Annotated in this window: 18 protein-coding genes; 17 read left to right on the forward strand and 1 reads right to left on the reverse strand. The window is 41.8% G+C overall.

The window, feature by feature from the left end; translation table 11 throughout:
- Genes yabA through rsmI form a run of 4 tightly spaced genes read left to right on the forward strand, consistent with a single transcriptional unit; the run spans position 1 to position 2,303 of the window.
- Positions 1–360 (forward strand): replication initiation-control protein YabA, encoded by a 360-nt coding sequence (gene yabA, locus NSU16_RS00225; protein ID WP_010332687.1) that lies wholly within the window; start codon positions 1–3, stop codon positions 358–360.
- A 60-nt stretch (positions 361–420) separates the two neighbouring features.
- Positions 421–1,164 (forward strand): tRNA1(Val) (adenine(37)-N6)-methyltransferase, encoded by a 744-nt coding sequence (locus NSU16_RS00230; RefSeq protein ID WP_339191851.1) that lies wholly within the window; start codon positions 421–423, stop codon positions 1,162–1,164.
- Positions 1,151–1,450, forward strand: coding sequence for a GIY-YIG nuclease family protein (locus NSU16_RS00235; RefSeq protein WP_339179241.1), 300 nt, complete (start codon positions 1,151–1,153; stop codon positions 1,448–1,450). The genes NSU16_RS00230 and NSU16_RS00235 overlap by 14 nt, the downstream gene beginning before the upstream one ends.
- The gene (rsmI, locus tag NSU16_RS00240) at positions 1,425–2,303 is read left to right on the forward strand and encodes a 16S rRNA (cytidine(1402)-2'-O)-methyltransferase (RefSeq protein ID WP_168746747.1); all 879 of its coding nucleotides are present in this window, start codon (positions 1,425–1,427) and stop codon (positions 2,301–2,303) included. The genes NSU16_RS00235 and rsmI overlap by 26 nt, the downstream gene beginning before the upstream one ends.
- Positions 2,304–2,352: 49 nt before the next feature.
- Here the strand turns inward: rsmI and abrB are convergent, their stop codons facing one another.
- A complete protein-coding gene (gene abrB, locus NSU16_RS00245; RefSeq protein WP_003226760.1) occupies positions 2,353–2,643 on the reverse strand; it encodes a transition state genes transcriptional regulator AbrB in 291 nt (96 codons plus the stop codon).
- 496 nt (positions 2,644–3,139) lie between these two features.
- Here abrB and metG point away from each other — a divergent pair, with 496 nt between their 5' ends.
- The 13 genes from metG to glmU all read left to right on the forward strand — a co-directional run bounded on the left by metG (position 3,140) and on the right by glmU (position 15,220).
- On the forward strand, positions 3,140–5,134 hold the full coding sequence (gene metG, locus NSU16_RS00250; RefSeq protein ID WP_268445186.1) for a methionine--tRNA ligase: 1,995 nt from the start codon (positions 3,140–3,142) through the stop codon (positions 5,132–5,134).
- 78 nt (positions 5,135–5,212) lie between these two features.
- The gene (locus NSU16_RS00255; RefSeq protein WP_010332691.1) at positions 5,213–5,980 is read left to right on the forward strand and encodes a TatD family hydrolase; all 768 of its coding nucleotides are present in this window, start codon (positions 5,213–5,215) and stop codon (positions 5,978–5,980) included.
- Positions 5,981–6,225: 245 nt separating this feature from the next.
- Positions 6,226–7,449 (forward strand): G5 and 3D domain-containing protein, encoded by a 1,224-nt coding sequence (locus NSU16_RS00260; RefSeq protein WP_229150235.1) that lies wholly within the window; start codon positions 6,226–6,228, stop codon positions 7,447–7,449.
- Between the two features lie 144 nt (positions 7,450–7,593).
- A complete protein-coding gene (rnmV, locus tag NSU16_RS00265) occupies positions 7,594–8,154 on the forward strand; it encodes a ribonuclease M5 (protein WP_044153503.1) in 561 nt (186 codons plus the stop codon).
- The gene (gene rsmA / locus NSU16_RS00270; RefSeq protein ID WP_168746752.1) at positions 8,147–9,025 is read left to right on the forward strand and encodes a 16S rRNA (adenine(1518)-N(6)/adenine(1519)-N(6))-dimethyltransferase RsmA; all 879 of its coding nucleotides are present in this window, start codon (positions 8,147–8,149) and stop codon (positions 9,023–9,025) included. Before rnmV ends, rsmA begins: the two co-directional genes overlap by 8 nt.
- Before the next feature lie 160 nt (positions 9,026–9,185).
- A complete protein-coding gene (gene prtG / locus NSU16_RS00275) occupies positions 9,186–10,058 on the forward strand; it encodes a sporulation-specific protease PrtG (RefSeq protein WP_010332695.1) in 873 nt (290 codons plus the stop codon).
- 201 nt (positions 10,059–10,259) lie between these two features.
- Complete coding sequence (locus tag NSU16_RS00280; protein WP_010332696.1) at positions 10,260–10,520, forward strand: Veg family protein; 261 nt, start codon at positions 10,260–10,262, stop codon at positions 10,518–10,520.
- A gap of 161 nt (positions 10,521–10,681) precedes the next feature.
- Positions 10,682–10,867 (forward strand): small, acid-soluble spore protein, alpha/beta type, encoded by a 186-nt coding sequence (locus tag NSU16_RS00285; protein ID WP_010332697.1) that lies wholly within the window; start codon positions 10,682–10,684, stop codon positions 10,865–10,867.
- A gap of 147 nt (positions 10,868–11,014) precedes the next feature.
- Entirely contained in the window at positions 11,015–11,884 is an 870-nt protein-coding gene (gene ispE, locus NSU16_RS00290; RefSeq protein ID WP_268445226.1) for a 4-(cytidine 5'-diphospho)-2-C-methyl-D-erythritol kinase, read from the forward strand.
- Positions 11,885–11,939: 55 nt separating this feature from the next.
- A complete protein-coding gene (gene purR, locus NSU16_RS00295; protein ID WP_168746753.1) occupies positions 11,940–12,797 on the forward strand; it encodes a pur operon repressor in 858 nt (285 codons plus the stop codon).
- Complete coding sequence (gene ridA, locus NSU16_RS00300; protein WP_003226738.1) at positions 12,794–13,171, forward strand: 2-iminobutanoate/2-iminopropanoate deaminase; 378 nt, start codon at positions 12,794–12,796, stop codon at positions 13,169–13,171. Before purR ends, ridA begins: the two co-directional genes overlap by 4 nt.
- 194 nt (positions 13,172–13,365) lie before the next feature.
- Positions 13,366–13,659, forward strand: a complete 294-nt coding sequence (spoVG, locus tag NSU16_RS00305; RefSeq protein ID WP_003218346.1) for a septation regulator SpoVG — start codon at positions 13,366–13,368, stop codon at positions 13,657–13,659.
- A gap of 190 nt (positions 13,660–13,849) precedes the next feature.
- Positions 13,850–15,220, forward strand: a complete 1,371-nt coding sequence (gene glmU / locus NSU16_RS00310) for a bifunctional UDP-N-acetylglucosamine diphosphorylase/glucosamine-1-phosphate N-acetyltransferase GlmU (RefSeq protein ID WP_268445192.1) — start codon at positions 13,850–13,852, stop codon at positions 15,218–15,220.
- The last annotated feature ends 20 nt before the right edge of the window (positions 15,221–15,240 follow it).

Raw genomic sequence — 15,240 nt, forward strand, 5'->3', positions numbered from 1 at the left:
TTGGATAAAAAAGAGTTATTTGATACCGTCATTAACTTAGAAGAACAAATCGGCTCGCTTTACCGGCAGCTGGGGGATTTAAAGCAGCATATCGGTGAGATGATTGAAGAAAATCATCATCTACAGCTTGAAAATAAGCATTTGCGTAAACGGCTGGACGATACGACGCAACAGATTGAAAAGTTTAAAGCTGATAAAAAAGAATCAAAAACACAGAAGACAGAGCAAGCTGATATAGGGGAAGGATATGATAATCTGGCACGTCTGTATCAGGAAGGGTTCCATATCTGTAACGTCCACTATGGAAGCGTCAGAAAAGAAGATTGTCTCTTCTGTCTGTCATTCTTAAATAAAAAATAAGGAAAAAGGCTTCCGCATCAGACGGAAGCCTTTTTCAAAGGTGCTGGAAAGGATAAGAAAATGGTTTCATTACATGACGATGAAAGATTAGACTATTTGCTGGCAGAGGACATGAAGATCATACAAAGTTCAACGGTGTTTGCTTTTTCGTTGGACGCTGTGCTTCTCTCCAAATTTGCTTATGTTCCGATTCAAAAAGGAAAAATTGTTGATTTGTGCACTGGCAACGGCATTGTGCCACTGCTGCTGAGTACAAGGTCAAAAGCCGAAATTCTTGGAGTTGAAATTCAGGAAAGACTGCATGATATGGCTGTCCGCAGTGTGGCGTATAATGAGCTGCAGGATCAAATTCAAATCATACATGATGATCTGAAAAACATGCCTGAAAAGCTGGGGCATAATAGATATGATGTTGTTACCTGCAACCCGCCTTATTTTAAAACACCGAAACAGGCCGAACAAAATTTGAATGAGCACCTCCGTATCGCAAGACATGAAATTCACTGTACATTGGAAGATGTCATTTCTGTCAGCGGTAAATTGCTAAAGCAAGGCGGAAAGGCAGCGCTCGTTCATCGGCCGGGCCGGCTTCTCGAAATTTTTGAATTGATGAAGGCTTATCAAATTGAGCCGAAGCGTGTTCAGTTTGTCTATCCGAAACAAGGGAAGGAAGCCAATACTATTTTGGTTGAAGGCATAAAAGGCGGGCGGCCAGATTTGAAAATACTTCCTCCGCTGTTCGTGTATAACGAACAAAACGAATACACAAAAGAAATCAGGACCATTTTATATGGAGATAAATAACCATTTCTTTTATGTTGTACAGTGCAAAGACAACAGCTGGTATGCAGGGTATACCAACGATCTGCAGAAACGGCTGAAAACTCACAACGATGGAAAGGGCGCAAAGTATACAAAAGCGAGACGCCCGGTTGATTTAATTTTTGCTGAGGCATTTGCAACGAAGCGGGAAGCCATGCAGGCGGAATATTACTTTAAAAAACTGACCCGCAGAAAAAAAGAGCTTTATATAGAAGAAAAACGGAACAGCAAGGAGGCTGTATATGTTAAGGCGCCAGATGAGCTTTAATGGTAAGTCGGATATGGGGATTCTTTATTTGGTTCCGACACCTATCGGAAATTTAGAGGATATGACGTTTCGAGCGATCGAAACACTGAAATCAGTGGATGCGATTGCTGCAGAGGATACGAGGCAAACAAAAAAGCTTTGCCATGTATATGAAATTGAAACCCCGCTTGTCAGTTATCACGAACACAATAAAGAAAGCAGCGGCCACAAAATCATTGAATGGCTGAAGTCCGGGAAGGACATAGCGCTGGTCAGTGACGCCGGGCTGCCGACAATTTCTGATCCGGGAGCGGAAATCGTCAAGGACTTTACAGAAATGGGCGGTTATGTTGTTCCTCTGCCGGGGGCCAATGCCGCATTAACAGCGCTTATCGCTTCAGGAATTGTACCGCAGCCTTTCTTTTTCTACGGATTTCTCAACAGGCAGAAAAAAGAAAAGAAGAAAGAACTCGATGTCCTCAAAAAACGACAAGAAACGATTGTTTTTTATGAAGCACCTCACCGATTGAAGGAAACCTTGTCTGTGATGTTAGAGATATTAGGAGACCGGGACATTGCGGTGACGCGTGAACTTACTAAGAAATATGAAGAGTTTATAAGAGGAACGATATCAGAAGTGATAGACTGGGCAAATGAGGATCAGATCCGCGGAGAGTTTTGTCTTGTGGTCGAGGGCAATAACTCTGAGGAACAAGATGAAGAAACACATTGGTGGGAGAACCTCTCTGCAAAAGAACATGTCGAGCATTATATCTCAAAGGGAGCAACCTCAAAAGAAGCCATTAAAAAAGCGGCCGTAGATCGTAACGTCCCAAAACGTGAAATGTATGATGCATACCATATTCAGCAATAAAAAAAACGTTCTTGTGTCATAACAAGAACGTTTTTTGTGTAAAAAATGATTATTTAAGGTTTTGAAGCTGGTTTTGGATTTCGCTGATGATTTGCTCAGCGCCTTCTTTGCTTAGTACCAATTTGCCGCCGGCAAGTTTAAGGTTATCGTCAGAAACTTCACCAGTTACTTGGCAAGTCATGTTTGGTTTATATTTTTTAAGGATGATTTTTTCATCATCAACATAAATTTCAAGAGCATCTTTTTCTGCGATTCCAAGAGTACGACGCAATTCGATAGGAATCACTACACGTCCTAATTCATCAACTTTACGTACAATACCAGTAGATTTCATAAACATTCTCCTCCCAAGAGATAATTATTGTTTAAGTTATATTTTTCTTCGTCATTATTCGACAAAATCCTTACCTTCATAGCATAACAAGGTTTCCAATAATCGTCAATCCTTTTGTTTACTATTGATTGTAAGATTTAGTTCTTATAGTCAGTAATGGCTTTGAAACTACCGGATTAACAGCATTTTATAATTTTCTAATAAAGCTATTATCCTATGAAAAATCCTTTTAAATCAAGACTTTCGAACCAAGGTTTTTTATACCGTATGATTATATACGACAAAATTCGACATGAACAGACTTTTTTTATTTTTATTAAAGGTTTTTAATTTTAATTATTCTTTTTAGGGGCATACGTATATATCCTTGATCTTAAAGGCTAAGATGGTATCATAGATAAAGGATAAATATAAAAATAGATAATCATATATGTTTTGCACTTTTCGCCGCTCTCGTCCTTTGGGCGGGAGCTTTTTGACATTCTGATTGGGAGGTTTCAAGATGCCGCAAGAAAACAATACATTTTACATTACAACACCGATTTATTATCCGAGCGGAAAATTACATATCGGCCATGCGTATACAACAGTCGCTGGTGACGCAATGGCTCGCTACAAACGATTAAAAGGCTTTGATGTGCGCTATTTAACGGGAACGGATGAGCATGGGCAGAAGATCCAACAAAAAGCTGAACAGGAAAACATTACGCCTCAAGAGTATGTGGATCGCGCAGCGGCAGATATTCAGAAACTGTGGAAACAGCTTGAAATCTCAAACGATGACTTTATCCGCACAACTGAAAAACGGCATAAAGTTGTCATAGAAAAGGTGTTCCAAAAGCTTCTTGAAAACGGGGACATCTATCTTGATGAATACGAGGGCTGGTACAGTATTCCTGATGAAACATTCTACACGGAAACTCAGCTTGTAGATATTGAACGAAATGAAAAGGGTGAGGTTATTGGCGGGAAAAGCCCTGACAGCGGCCACCCTGTCGAATTGATCAAAGAGGAATCCTATTTCTTCCGTATGGGGAAATATGCTGACCGTCTTTTGAAATTCTATGAAGAAAATCCAACCTTCATTCAGCCGGAGTCACGTAAAAACGAGATGATTAACAACTTCATCAAACCCGGCCTTGAGGATTTAGCTGTTTCACGCACCACATTTGACTGGGGTGTGAAGGTGCCGGAAAATCCAAAACATGTTGTATATGTTTGGATCGACGCACTATTCAACTATTTAACAGCACTCGGTTATGATACAGAAAATGATGAGCTTTATCAAAAATATTGGCCAGCCGATGTTCACTTAGTTGGTAAGGAAATTGTACGGTTCCATACCATTTATTGGCCAATTATGCTAATGGCTCTGGACCTTCCGTTGCCCAAGCAAGTATTTGCGCATGGCTGGCTTTTGATGAAAGATGGAAAAATGTCGAAATCCAAAGGGAATGTTGTTGATCCAGTCACGCTCATCGAACGCTACGGTTTAGACGAGCTTCGTTATTACCTGCTTCGTGAAGTGCCATTTGGATCTGACGGTGTTTTCACGCCGGAAGGTTTTGTTGAACGAATTAACTATGACTTAGCGAATGATTTAGGTAACCTTTTGAATCGTACTGTTGCCATGATCAATAAATACTTTGACGGGCAAATCGGTTCTTATAAAGGTGCCGTAACGGAATTTGACCAGACGCTTTCTTCCGTGGCTGAGGAAACAGTGAAATCCTATGAAAAAGCAATGGAAAAGATGGAATTCTCGGTCGCTCTTTCAACATTATGGCAGTTGATCAGCCGAACTAATAAATACATTGACGAAACGGCTCCATGGGTTCTTGCCAAAGATCCAGAAAAAGAAAATGAACTGCAGTCGGTTATGTATCACCTTGCTGAATCATTGCGTATTTCAGCCGTACTGCTTCAGCCGTTCCTGACAAAAACACCGGTAAAAATGTTTGAGCAGCTGGGCATCACGGATGATGCTTTAAAAGCCTGGGACAGCATTACAGCTTTCGGTCAGCTTAAAGACACAAAAGTACAAAAAGGCGAACCTTTATTCCCGCGTTTAGAAGCAGAAGAAGAAATTGCGTACATTAAAGGGAAAATGCAGGGCTCAGCTCCAGCTAAAGAAGAGAAAAAAGAAGAAGAGCCGCAAGAGGTCGACCGTTTACCTGAAATTACGATTGATCAGTTCATGAATGTAGAACTTCGTGTGGCAGAGGTTATAGAAGCAGAGCCGGTGAAAAAAGCAGATCGTTTACTGAAACTCCAGCTTGACCTTGGCTTTGAGAAACGCCAAGTCGTTTCCGGTATTGCAAAACATTATAAACCTGAACAGCTTATTGGAACAAAACTCGTATGTGTAACAAATCTAAAACCGGTTAAGCTGAGAGGAGAGCTCTCTCAAGGAATGATCCTTGCAGGAGAAGCAGACGGCGTATTAAAAGTCGTATCCATCGATCAGTCCTTACCGAAGGGCACAAGAATTAAATAATGATAAACAAAAGGTGTTTCACGTGTAACAATTCGTCGAACACCTTTTGTGTTTCGACAAGAAAGGAGTTTTTCATTTATGTTATTTGACACACATGCGCATTTAAATGCAGAACAATACAATACAGATCTAGAAGAGGTTATTGAGCGGGCGAAAGCTGAAAAAGTGGACCGGATTGTAGTCGTCGGTTTTGACCGGCCGACCATTACCCGGGCGATGGAAATGATTGAGGAATATGATTTTATATATGCTGCCATCGGCTGGCACCCAGTTGACGCCATTGACATGACAGAGGAAGATTTGGCTTGGATTAAAGAGCTTTCTGCTCATGAAAAAGTGGTAGCGATAGGTGAAATGGGTCTGGATTATCATTGGGATAAATCTCCTAAAGAAGTTCAAAAAGAAGTATTTAGAAAACAAATTGCCCTCGCAAAAGAGGTCAATCTCCCTATTATTATCCACAACCGTGATGCAACAGAGGATGTCGTTACCATTTTGAAAGAGGAAGGCGCAGACGAAGTCGGCGGCATCATGCATTGTTTTACGGGCAGTATTGAAGTGGCAAGAGAATGTATGAAGATGAATTTTTATTTGTCATTTGGCGGTCCTGTCACCTTCAAAAATGCGAAGAAACCAAAGGAAGTTGTAAAGGAAATTCCGAATGATAGGCTGCTGATTGAAACTGACTGTCCGTTTCTTACCCCAACTCCTTTTCGAGGGAAAAGAAATGAGCCAAGCTATGTGAAATATGTGGCAGAACAGATTGCTGAATTAAGAGGAACAACCTTTGAAGAAATTGCATCAATTACGACTGAAAATGCAAAAAGACTTTTCCGTATAAACTGACAAAAAAAGCTAGCGGGTTTTGTAAGAGCTTGTCCGTTCCGGTGTTTTTCCATAAATGTTCTACATGCTTTCTTCTCCTCATAGGATAGGTTTGTCGACAAGTCTTTCTTCCGTTTCTCGGTGTGTTTCAGGATAATGAAGAAGACACTGAGCTTTTAGGGGAACGAGAAGGGAGGGTTGACAGCCTTTTAGATACTCTATATAATCTCTCCGAGGAGAAGGAGGCGTTTTTCATCACACAAAAAATGAAAAAGCTGTTTTCCGTAAAGCTTAGCAAAAGCAAAGTCATTCTGGTTGCTGCTTGTTTGCTGCTGGCGGGAGGCGGGACTGCGTACGCAGCTCATGAGCTGACGAAACAATCAGTCTCAGTTTCTATCAACGGCAAAAAGAAAAATATACGCACACATGCAAAAACAGTCGGTGATCTTTTAGAAGCACTTGATATAAAGACAAGAGATGAAGACAAGATCACACCTGCTAAACAGACACAGATAACAGCAGATATGAATGTTGTGTATGAGGCTGCAAAACCTGTGAAGCTTACTTTAAACGGGAAAGAAAAGACATTATGGTCAACAGCAAAAACGGTCGGTGCATTACTGGACGAACAAGATGTTGATGTAAAAGAACACGATCAGATTGATCCCGCAATAGATACAGAAGTTTCGAAAGACATGAAAATTAACATAGAACCTGCGTTCCAAGTCACTGTGAATGATGCAGGGAAAGAAAAGAAGATCTGGACGACTTCGACTACGGTCGCTGACTTTTTAAAACAGCAAAAGATGAACATAAAAGACGAAGATAAAATCAAGCCTGCGTTAGATGAAAAGCTAACGAAAGGAAAGGCTGATATTACAATAACTCGTATCGAAAAGGTCACCGATGTAGTTGAAGAGAAAATAGCGTTTGATGTGAAAAAACAAGAAGACGCTTCTCTTGAAAAAGGGCAAGAAAAGGTCGTCCAAAAAGGAAAAGAAGGCAAGCTCAAAAAACATTATGAAGTCGTAAAGGAAAACGGCGAAGAAGTTTCCAGAGAGCTTGTAAAAGAAGAAACAGCCGAGCAAAGCAAAGATAAAGTGGTTGCGATCGGCACAAAGCAAAGCAGTCCGAAGATTGAAAAGGTCAGTGCTTCCGGCGATTCAAAACCAGTTGTGTCTCGGAGCAATGAATCAACAGGTAAAGTCATGACAGTTTCATCTACAGCTTATACGGCAAGCTGCAGCGGATGTTCAGGACATACGGCTACAGGCGTTAATCTGAAAAATAATCCTAATGCAAAAGTCATCGCAGTAGATCCAAATGTCATTCCGCTAGGCTCAAAAGTCCACGTTGAAGGATATGGATACGCCGTTGCTGCTGATACGGGCTCAGCGATTAAAGGGAATAAAATAGACGTCTTTTTCCCTGAGAAATCATCGGCTTACCGATGGGGAAATAAAACAGTCAAAATTAAAATCTTGAATTAATATATACTTATCTATACAGAGGGTTTTGCGCCCTCTGTTTTTTTCGTTATAATAGACGAAGTGTATTTTCTGCTTATTAGACGCTCGACATATGAAAAAGTTTCATCAATATACAAAAGTTTTTATTTTGTCTTGGAGGAAATAATGAAAATTAAAGAGATCATTGTGGTCGAGGGGCGTGACGATACGGCCCGCATCAAATTGGCTGTTGATGCAGACACAATTGAAACAAATGGTTCAGCCATCGGTGATCATGTGATTGAACAAATCCGTTTGGCTCAGGAAACCAGAGGCGTTATCATCTTAACGGACCCGGATTTCCCGGGAGAAAAAATACGCAAAACCATTTCCGAGGCTGTACCCGGCTGTAAGCATGCATTCCTGCCAAAGCACCTTGCGAAACCTAAAAACAAACGGGGAATTGGCGTAGAACACGCATCAATTGAAAGCATCAGGGCATGTTTAGAAAACGTGCATGAAGAAATGGAAGCACAGCCGAGTGAAATTTCTGCTGAAGACCTAATTCACGCCGGGCTGATTGGCGGATCTGAAGCAAAACGCCGCCGTGAACGTCTTGGTGATCTGCTGAAAATCGGATATACAAATGGCAAACAGCTTCAAAAACGGCTGCAAATGTTTCAAATTAAAAAAAGTGATTTTATGAGTGCGCTCGATACCGTCATGCGGGAGGAACAGAATGAATAAAGATATTGCGACACCGATAAGAACGAAAGAGATACTAAAAAAATACGGTTTTTCTTTTAAAAAGAGTTTGGGGCAGAATTTCTTAATTGATACAAACATTTTAGACAGAATTGTCGACCACGCCGAAGTGACGGAGAAAACCGGTGTCATTGAAATCGGCCCGGGGATCGGGGCTTTGACTGAACAGCTTGCCAAGCGGGCAAAAAAGGTCGTGGCATTTGAAATTGATCAGCGTTTATTGCCGATCCTTAAAGACACGCTCTCCCCATATGACAATGTCACTGTCATTCATCAAGACGTACTTAAGGCAGACGTGAGATCGGTCATTGAAGAGCAATTTAAAGACTGTGATGAGGTGATGGTTGTAGCCAACCTACCTTATTATGTGACAACGCCGATTATCATGAAGCTGCTTGAAGAAAACCTCCCGCTGAAAGGGATTGTCGTTATGCTGCAAAAGGAAGTAGCTGAACGTATGGCTGCTGATCCTTCATCTAAGGAGTACGGTTCACTTTCTATTGCTGTGCAATTTTATACAGAAGCCAAAACGGTGATGATCGTTCCGAAAACGGTATTTGTTCCTCAGCCTAATGTAGATTCAGCAGTCATTCGGCTGATTCGTCGCGACGGCCCGGCAGTGGATGTAGAAAACGAAGCCTTTTTCTTTCAGTTAATTAAGGCGAGCTTTGCTCAGCGCCGCAAAACGTTGCTTAATAACTTAGTGAACAATCTGCCTGATGGTAAAGCAAAAAAACCAATGATTGAGCAAGTGCTGGAAGAAACGAATATTGACGGCAAGCGCCGAGGTGAATCCTTGTCTATTGAGGAATTCGCTGCGCTGTCTAACGGATTGTACAAAGCCCTTTTTTAAAAGGGCTTTTTGTTTTCGCACCACATGGACTGCCGCTACATAGGCTAGAGAAGGACCTTAAATTCAATGATAAGAAAAACTTGCACTCAGCGAAAAAAGGCGCTTTTCTCAAGGCTCTTTCTTTCATGATGAGGCTTAGTCTATGTGTGGAGTGAGGAACGTGCAATTTAAAATAGGGGATATGGTAGCCAGAAAATCCTATCAAATGGATGTTTTGTTTCGCATATTAGCGATAGAACAAACAAGTACAGGGAATTCAATCGCCATTTTGCATGGTGACGAAGTCAGGCTGATTGCTGATGCGGATTTTTCTGATTTGGTGGCTGTGCAAAAAGATGAGCAGCTGATGCGAAAAAAGAAAGATGAGAGCAGAATGAATGAATCACTTGAGCTGCTCCGTCAGGATTATAAGCTGCTGAGAGAGAAACAGGAGTACTATGCAACAAGCCAGTACCAGCATCAGGAGCATTATTTTCATATGCCGGGCAAGGTGCTTCATATGGACGGTGATGAGGCGTATTTGAAAAAATGCCTGAGTGTCTATAAAAAAATCGGTGTGCCGGTTTACGGCATTCATTGTCACGAAAAGAAAATGTCTGCTTCTATAGAAGAATTGCTCGACAAATATCGACCTGACATCCTGGTGATTACCGGCCATGATGCATACTCGAAGCAAAAGGGCGGCATTGATGATTTGAGCGCATACAGACATTCGAAACACTTTGTCGAAACCGTTCAGAAAGCCCGAAAAAAAATCCCTCACTTAGATCAGCTAGTTATTTTTGCGGGGGCTTGCCAATCCCATTTTGAATCACTTATAAGAGCGGGAGCCAATTTCGCGAGTTCTCCTTCAAGAGTAAACATCCATGCTCTTGATCCTGTATATATCGTGGCGAAAATCAGCTTTACGCCTTTTATGGAAAGAGTCAACGTATGGGAAGTGCTCCGGAATACACTGACAAGAGAGAAAGGACTTGGAGGCATTGAAACAAGAGGAGTATTGAGGGTCGGAATGCCTTATAAGTCCAATTAGCCCCGGATAGATGATTTATTCGGGGTTTTTATTTTACATAATGATACATAATTTACCGAAACTTGCGGAAAATATTTGAGGAATCATAGAATTTTGTCAAAATAATTTTGTTGACAACGTCTTATTAACGTTGATATAATTTAAATTTTATTTGACAAAAATAGGCTCGTGTTGTACAATAAATGTAGTGAGGTGGATGCAATGGCGAAGACGTTGTCCGATATTAAAAGGTCGCTTGATGGGAATTTAGGTAGAAGGCTGACGTTAAAAGCAAACGGTGGCCGCCGAAAAACGATTGAGCGTTCGGGCATTTTAGCTGAGACGTACCCTGCTGTTTTTGTGATACAACTAGATCAAGACGAGAACTCGTTTGAAAGAGTTTCATACAGTTATGCTGATATTTTGACTGAGACTGTTGAACTGACATTTAATGATGACGCAGCAAGCTCAGTAGCATTTTAACGGGCAGTGAACTTTTTGTTTACTGCTTTTTGTTTTGTCTTTTTTTGATTTCCATTAATTCTCTCGATACTTTCACTGTCATTAAACAAAAGATAAAAACGGTCACATTTTATCGTGACGTGCACGAATCGTTATCATCTCTAAAAAAGGGGTTGTTTCGTTTGGGCAGACGTCGTGGAGTTATGTCAGATGAGTTTAAATATGAGCTGGCTAAGGACCTTGGTTTTTACGACACTGTAAAAAATGAAGGTTGGGGAGGCATTCGTGCCCGCGATGCCGGTAACATGGTAAAACGGGCAATTGAAATCGCCGAACAGCAGATGGCTCAGAATCAGAATAACCGATAAGGAATGTGACCCGGGGGACGTATGGTTCCCCGGTTTTTGATTTTGGTTGTAAATACATAATGGCTCCAATATGGATATGTTCATCCCGCACTTCAAATGTGATACAATGTTCATACTTATGTTTAGATGGAGAAGTAGGTGAAAGCTATGCGTATTTTAGAAAAAGCGCCAGCCAAGATCAATCTGTCACTCGACGTTACCCGAAAACGCCCGGATGGTTATCATGAAGTCGAAATGATTATGACGACAATTGATTTAGCGGATCGGATTGAATTGACGGAGCTGGCAGAAGATGTAGTAAGGGTTTCATCCCACAACCGCTTTGTGCCCGATGATCAGAGAAACTTAGCTTATCAGGCTGCCAAGCTCGTCAAAGACAGATACAACGTGAAAAAGGGAGTTTCCATCATGATCACGAAGGTGATTCCCGTGGCTGCCGGCCTTGCCGGCGGAAGCAGTGATGCGGCTGCAACGCTCAGAGGACTGAACAGACTGTGGAATTTAAATCTTTCTGCAGAAACGCTGGCGGAGCTGGGAGCGGAAATTGGCTCAGACGTCTCGTTTTGCGTCTATGGCGGAACTGCGCTTGCCACTGGACGCGGTGAAAAGATCAAACACATCAGCCCGCCTCCGCATTGCTGGGTCATTTTGGCGAAGCCAACAATTGGAGTTTCTACGGCCGAGGTCTACAGACAGCTAAAGCTTGATGAGGTGGAACACCCGGATGTAAACGGTATGATTGACGCGATTGAGGAAAAGAGCTTTCAAAACATGTGCAGCCGTTTGGGGAATGTGCTTGAGTCTGTAACGCTTGATATGCATCCAGAAGTCGCGATGATCAAAAACCAGATGAAACGCTTTGGCGCAGATGCCGTGTTAATGAGCGGAAGCGGTCCGACTGTGTTTGGACTGGTTCAATATGAGTCTAAGGTACAGAGGATTTATAACGGGTTAAGAGGCTTCTGCGATCAGGTATATGCGGTGAGAATGATCGGCGAACAGAACGCTCTTGATTAAATCCGTATGTTAAGTTATATTGATCTTAAAATATTCGGATTTTGGGGGTAAGTTCATGAAGTTTCGTCGCAGCGGCAGATTGGTGGACTTAACAAATTATTTGTTAACCCATCCGCACGAGTTAATACCGTTAACCTTTTTTTCTGAGCGGTATGAATCTGCAAAATCATCGATCAGTGAAGATTTAACAATTATAAAGCAAACCTTTGAGCAGCAAGGGATCGGTACTTTACTTACTGTTCCCGGCGCTGCCGGAGGTGTCAAATATATTCCGAAAATGAAGCAGGCTGAAGCTGAAGAATTCGTTCAGACACTTGGACAGTCATTGGCGAATCCTGAGCGCATCCTTCCGGGCGGTTATGTGTATTTAACGGATATCTTAGGAAAGCCATCTGTTCTCTCCAAGGTTGGCAAGCTGTTTGCTTCTGTATTTGCGGACCGCGAAATTGACGTTGTCATGACCGTTGCCACGAAAGGCATCCCTCTCGCGTATGCAGCTGCGAGTTATCTGAATGTGCCTGTCGTCATTGTGCGCAAGGATAACAAGGTAACTGAGGGCTCCACGGTCAGCATTAATTACGTGTCAGGCTCCTCAAACCGCATTCAAACGATGTCACTTGCAAAAAGAAGCATGAAAACGGGTTCAAACGTACTTATTATTGATGACTTTATGAAAGCAGGCGGCACAATTAATGGTATGATTAGCCTGTTGGATGAGTTTAATGCGAATGTAGCGGGGATCGGCGTCTTGGTCGAAGCCGAAGGAGTAAATGAACGTCTTGTTGATGAATATATGTCACTTCTAACTCTTTCAACGATCAACATGAAAGATAAGTCCATTGAAATCCAGAATGGCAATTTTCTGCGTTTTTTTAAAGACAATCTTTTGAAGAATGGAGAGACAGAATCATGACAAAAGCAGTCCACACAAAACATGCCCCAGCGGCAATCGGACCTTACTCACAAGGGATCATCGTCAATAATATGTTTTACAGCTCAGGCCAAATTCCTTTGACGCCTTCAGGTGAAATGGTGAACGGTGATATTAAGGAGCAGACACATCAAGTGTTCAGCAACTTAAAAGCGGTGTTGGAAGAAGCAGGTGCTTCTTTTGAAACAGTCGTAAAGGCAACTGTATTTATCGCGGACATGGAACAGTTTGCGGAAGTGAACGAAGTGTACGGACAATATTTTGACACGCACAAACCGGCGAGATCTTGCGTTGAAGTTGCGAGACTTCCAAAGGACGCATTAGTCGAAATCGAAGTGATTGCGTTAGTAAAATAATAAGAAAAGTGATTCTGGGTTTGCTCGGAATCACTTTTTTATTTACCTTATGCCTGAAATAAAAGCGTTATGACCTAATTGTGTATTTATATCCTATTTTTTCAAAAAATATTTTAAAAAACAGCAGGAATTCAGAAAAAATCGTGGAATTGATACACTAATGCTTTTATATAGGGAAAAGGTGGTGAACTACTGTGGAAGTTACTGACGTAAGATTACGCCGCGTGAATACCGATGGTCGCATGAGAGCGATTGCATCCATCACGCTGGATCACGAATTTGTTGTACATGATATTCGTGTGATTGATGGAAACAATGGTCTTTTCGTTGCGATGCCGAGTAAACGCACCCCTGATGGAGAGTTCCGCGATATTGCTCATCCTATTAATTCAAGCACGCGTGGAAAGATTCAAGATGCCGTGTTAAATGAGTATCATCGTCTGGGTGACACTGAAGCATTAGAATTCGAAGAAGCTGGAGCTTCTTAAAAAATAACCAAAAAGCAAGGACTGCTGATGGGGCTGAGACAAGCCTTTTTCCGGCAGTCCTTTTTAATTCTGATTTTTCAAACTAAAATGCACCAATAGAAAATTCTTGCACTTCATGAAGTCTCCTTGAAATCAACTGATATTTAGGATATATTTTTCTATGGATAAAAGGGATATTGGAGGCCATTAAATGGATAAGCGGTTTGCAGTTGTTTTAGCGGCTGGACAAGGAACGAGAATGAAATCAAAGCTTTACAAAGTCCTTCATCCAGTTTGTGGTAAGCCTATGGTAGAGCACGTCGTAGACGAAGCTTTAAAGCTCTCTTTAACGAAGCTTGTCACGATTGTCGGACATGGTGCGGAAGAAGTGAAAAAGCAGCTTGGGGATAAAAGCGAGTATGCGCTTCAAGCAGAACAGCTTGGCACTGCTCATGCTGTAAAACAGGCACAGCCATTTCTTGCTGACGAAAAAGGTGTAACGATTGTCATTTGCGGAGATACGCCGCTTTTAACAGCGGAGACAATGGAAGCTATGCTGAAAGAACATACACAAAAAGAAGCAAAAGCTACAATCTTGACTGCTGTTGCAGAAGATCCGACTGGATACGGCCGAATCATTCGCGGTGAGAGCGGAGCGGTTCAAAAAATCGTGGAGCACAAGGACGCTTCAGAAGAAGAACGTCTTGTGACTGAAATTAATACTGGAACGTATTGTTTTGATAATGAAGCTCTATTCCGGGCCATTGACCAAGTATCGAACGATAATGTTCAAGGCGAGTATTATTTACCGGATGTGATAGAGATCCTCAAAAATGAAGGCGAAACTGTTGCCGCTTACCAGACTGGTAACTTCCAAGAAACGCTCGGAGTTAATGATAGAGTTGCTCTTTCTCAGGCTGAATTGTTTATGAAAGAGCGGATTAATAAACGGCATATGCAAAATGGTGTTACGCTGATTGACCCGATGAATACGTATATTTCTCCTGAAGCTGTCATCGGAAGCGATACTGTGATTTATCCTGGAACTGTGATTAAAGGTGAGGTGCAAATCGGAGAAGATACGATTATCGGCCCTCATACTGAGATTATGAATAGTTCCATTGGAAGCCGTACTGTGATTAAACAATCGGTAGTCAACAACAGTAAAGTGGGGAATGATGTAAACATAGGACCTTTTGCTCACATCAGACCTGATTCTGTCATCGGGAATGAAGTGAAGATCGGGAATTTTGTTGAAATCAAAAAGACGCAATTCGGAGACCGAAGCAAGGCTTCTCATTTAAGCTATGTCGGGGATGCCGAAGTAGGCACAGACGTCAACTTGGGCTGCGGTTCAATTACTGTTAATTATGATGGAAAGAATAAATATTTAACGAAAATTGAAGACGGCGCATTTATCGGCTGCAACTCCAATTTGGTTGCCCCTGTCACAGTCGGAGAAGGTGCTTATGTAGCGGCAGGCTCAACTGTTACGGAAGATGTACCTGGAAAAGCACTTGCTATCGCCAGAGCGAGACAAGTAAATAAAGACGATTATGTGAAAAAAATTCATAAAAAATAATCCTAAATTCGGAGGTTTAT

Origin of the sequence: Bacillus sp. FSL K6-1003, from assembly GCF_037964945.1 — a bacterium.
In the GTDB taxonomy this organism is placed as follows: domain Bacteria; phylum Bacillota; class Bacilli; order Bacillales; family Bacillaceae; genus Bacillus; species Bacillus mojavensis.

What these genes read in the sequence shown, in the direction of transcription:
- NSU16_RS00230 (WP_339191851.1), top strand. Translation starts at nt 421, where the DNA reads ATGGTTTCATTACATGACGATGAAAGATTAGACTATTTGCTGGCAGAG.
- NSU16_RS00235 (WP_339179241.1), top strand. Translation starts at nt 1,151, where the DNA reads ATGGAGATAAATAACCATTTCTTTTATGTTGTACAGTGCAAAGACAAC.
- rsmI (WP_168746747.1), top strand. Translation starts at nt 1,425, where the DNA reads ATGTTAAGGCGCCAGATGAGCTTTAATGGTAAGTCGGATATGGGGATT.
- abrB (WP_003226760.1), bottom strand. Translation starts at nt 2,643, where the DNA reads ATGTTTATGAAATCTACTGGTATTGTACGTAAAGTTGATGAATTAGGA.
- metG (WP_268445186.1), top strand. Translation starts at nt 3,140, where the DNA reads ATGCCGCAAGAAAACAATACATTTTACATTACAACACCGATTTATTAT.
- NSU16_RS00255 (WP_010332691.1), top strand. Translation starts at nt 5,213, where the DNA reads ATGTTATTTGACACACATGCGCATTTAAATGCAGAACAATACAATACA.
- NSU16_RS00260 (WP_229150235.1), top strand. Translation starts at nt 6,226, where the DNA reads ATGAAAAAGCTGTTTTCCGTAAAGCTTAGCAAAAGCAAAGTCATTCTG.
- rnmV (WP_044153503.1), top strand. Translation starts at nt 7,594, where the DNA reads ATGAAAATTAAAGAGATCATTGTGGTCGAGGGGCGTGACGATACGGCC.
- rsmA (WP_168746752.1), top strand. Translation starts at nt 8,147, where the DNA reads ATGAATAAAGATATTGCGACACCGATAAGAACGAAAGAGATACTAAAA.
- NSU16_RS00280 (WP_010332696.1), top strand. Translation starts at nt 10,260, where the DNA reads ATGGCGAAGACGTTGTCCGATATTAAAAGGTCGCTTGATGGGAATTTA.
- ispE (WP_268445226.1), top strand. Translation starts at nt 11,015, where the DNA reads ATGCGTATTTTAGAAAAAGCGCCAGCCAAGATCAATCTGTCACTCGAC.
- purR (WP_168746753.1), top strand. Translation starts at nt 11,940, where the DNA reads ATGAAGTTTCGTCGCAGCGGCAGATTGGTGGACTTAACAAATTATTTG.
- ridA (WP_003226738.1), top strand. Translation starts at nt 12,794, where the DNA reads ATGACAAAAGCAGTCCACACAAAACATGCCCCAGCGGCAATCGGACCT.
- glmU (WP_268445192.1), top strand. Translation starts at nt 13,850, where the DNA reads ATGGATAAGCGGTTTGCAGTTGTTTTAGCGGCTGGACAAGGAACGAGA.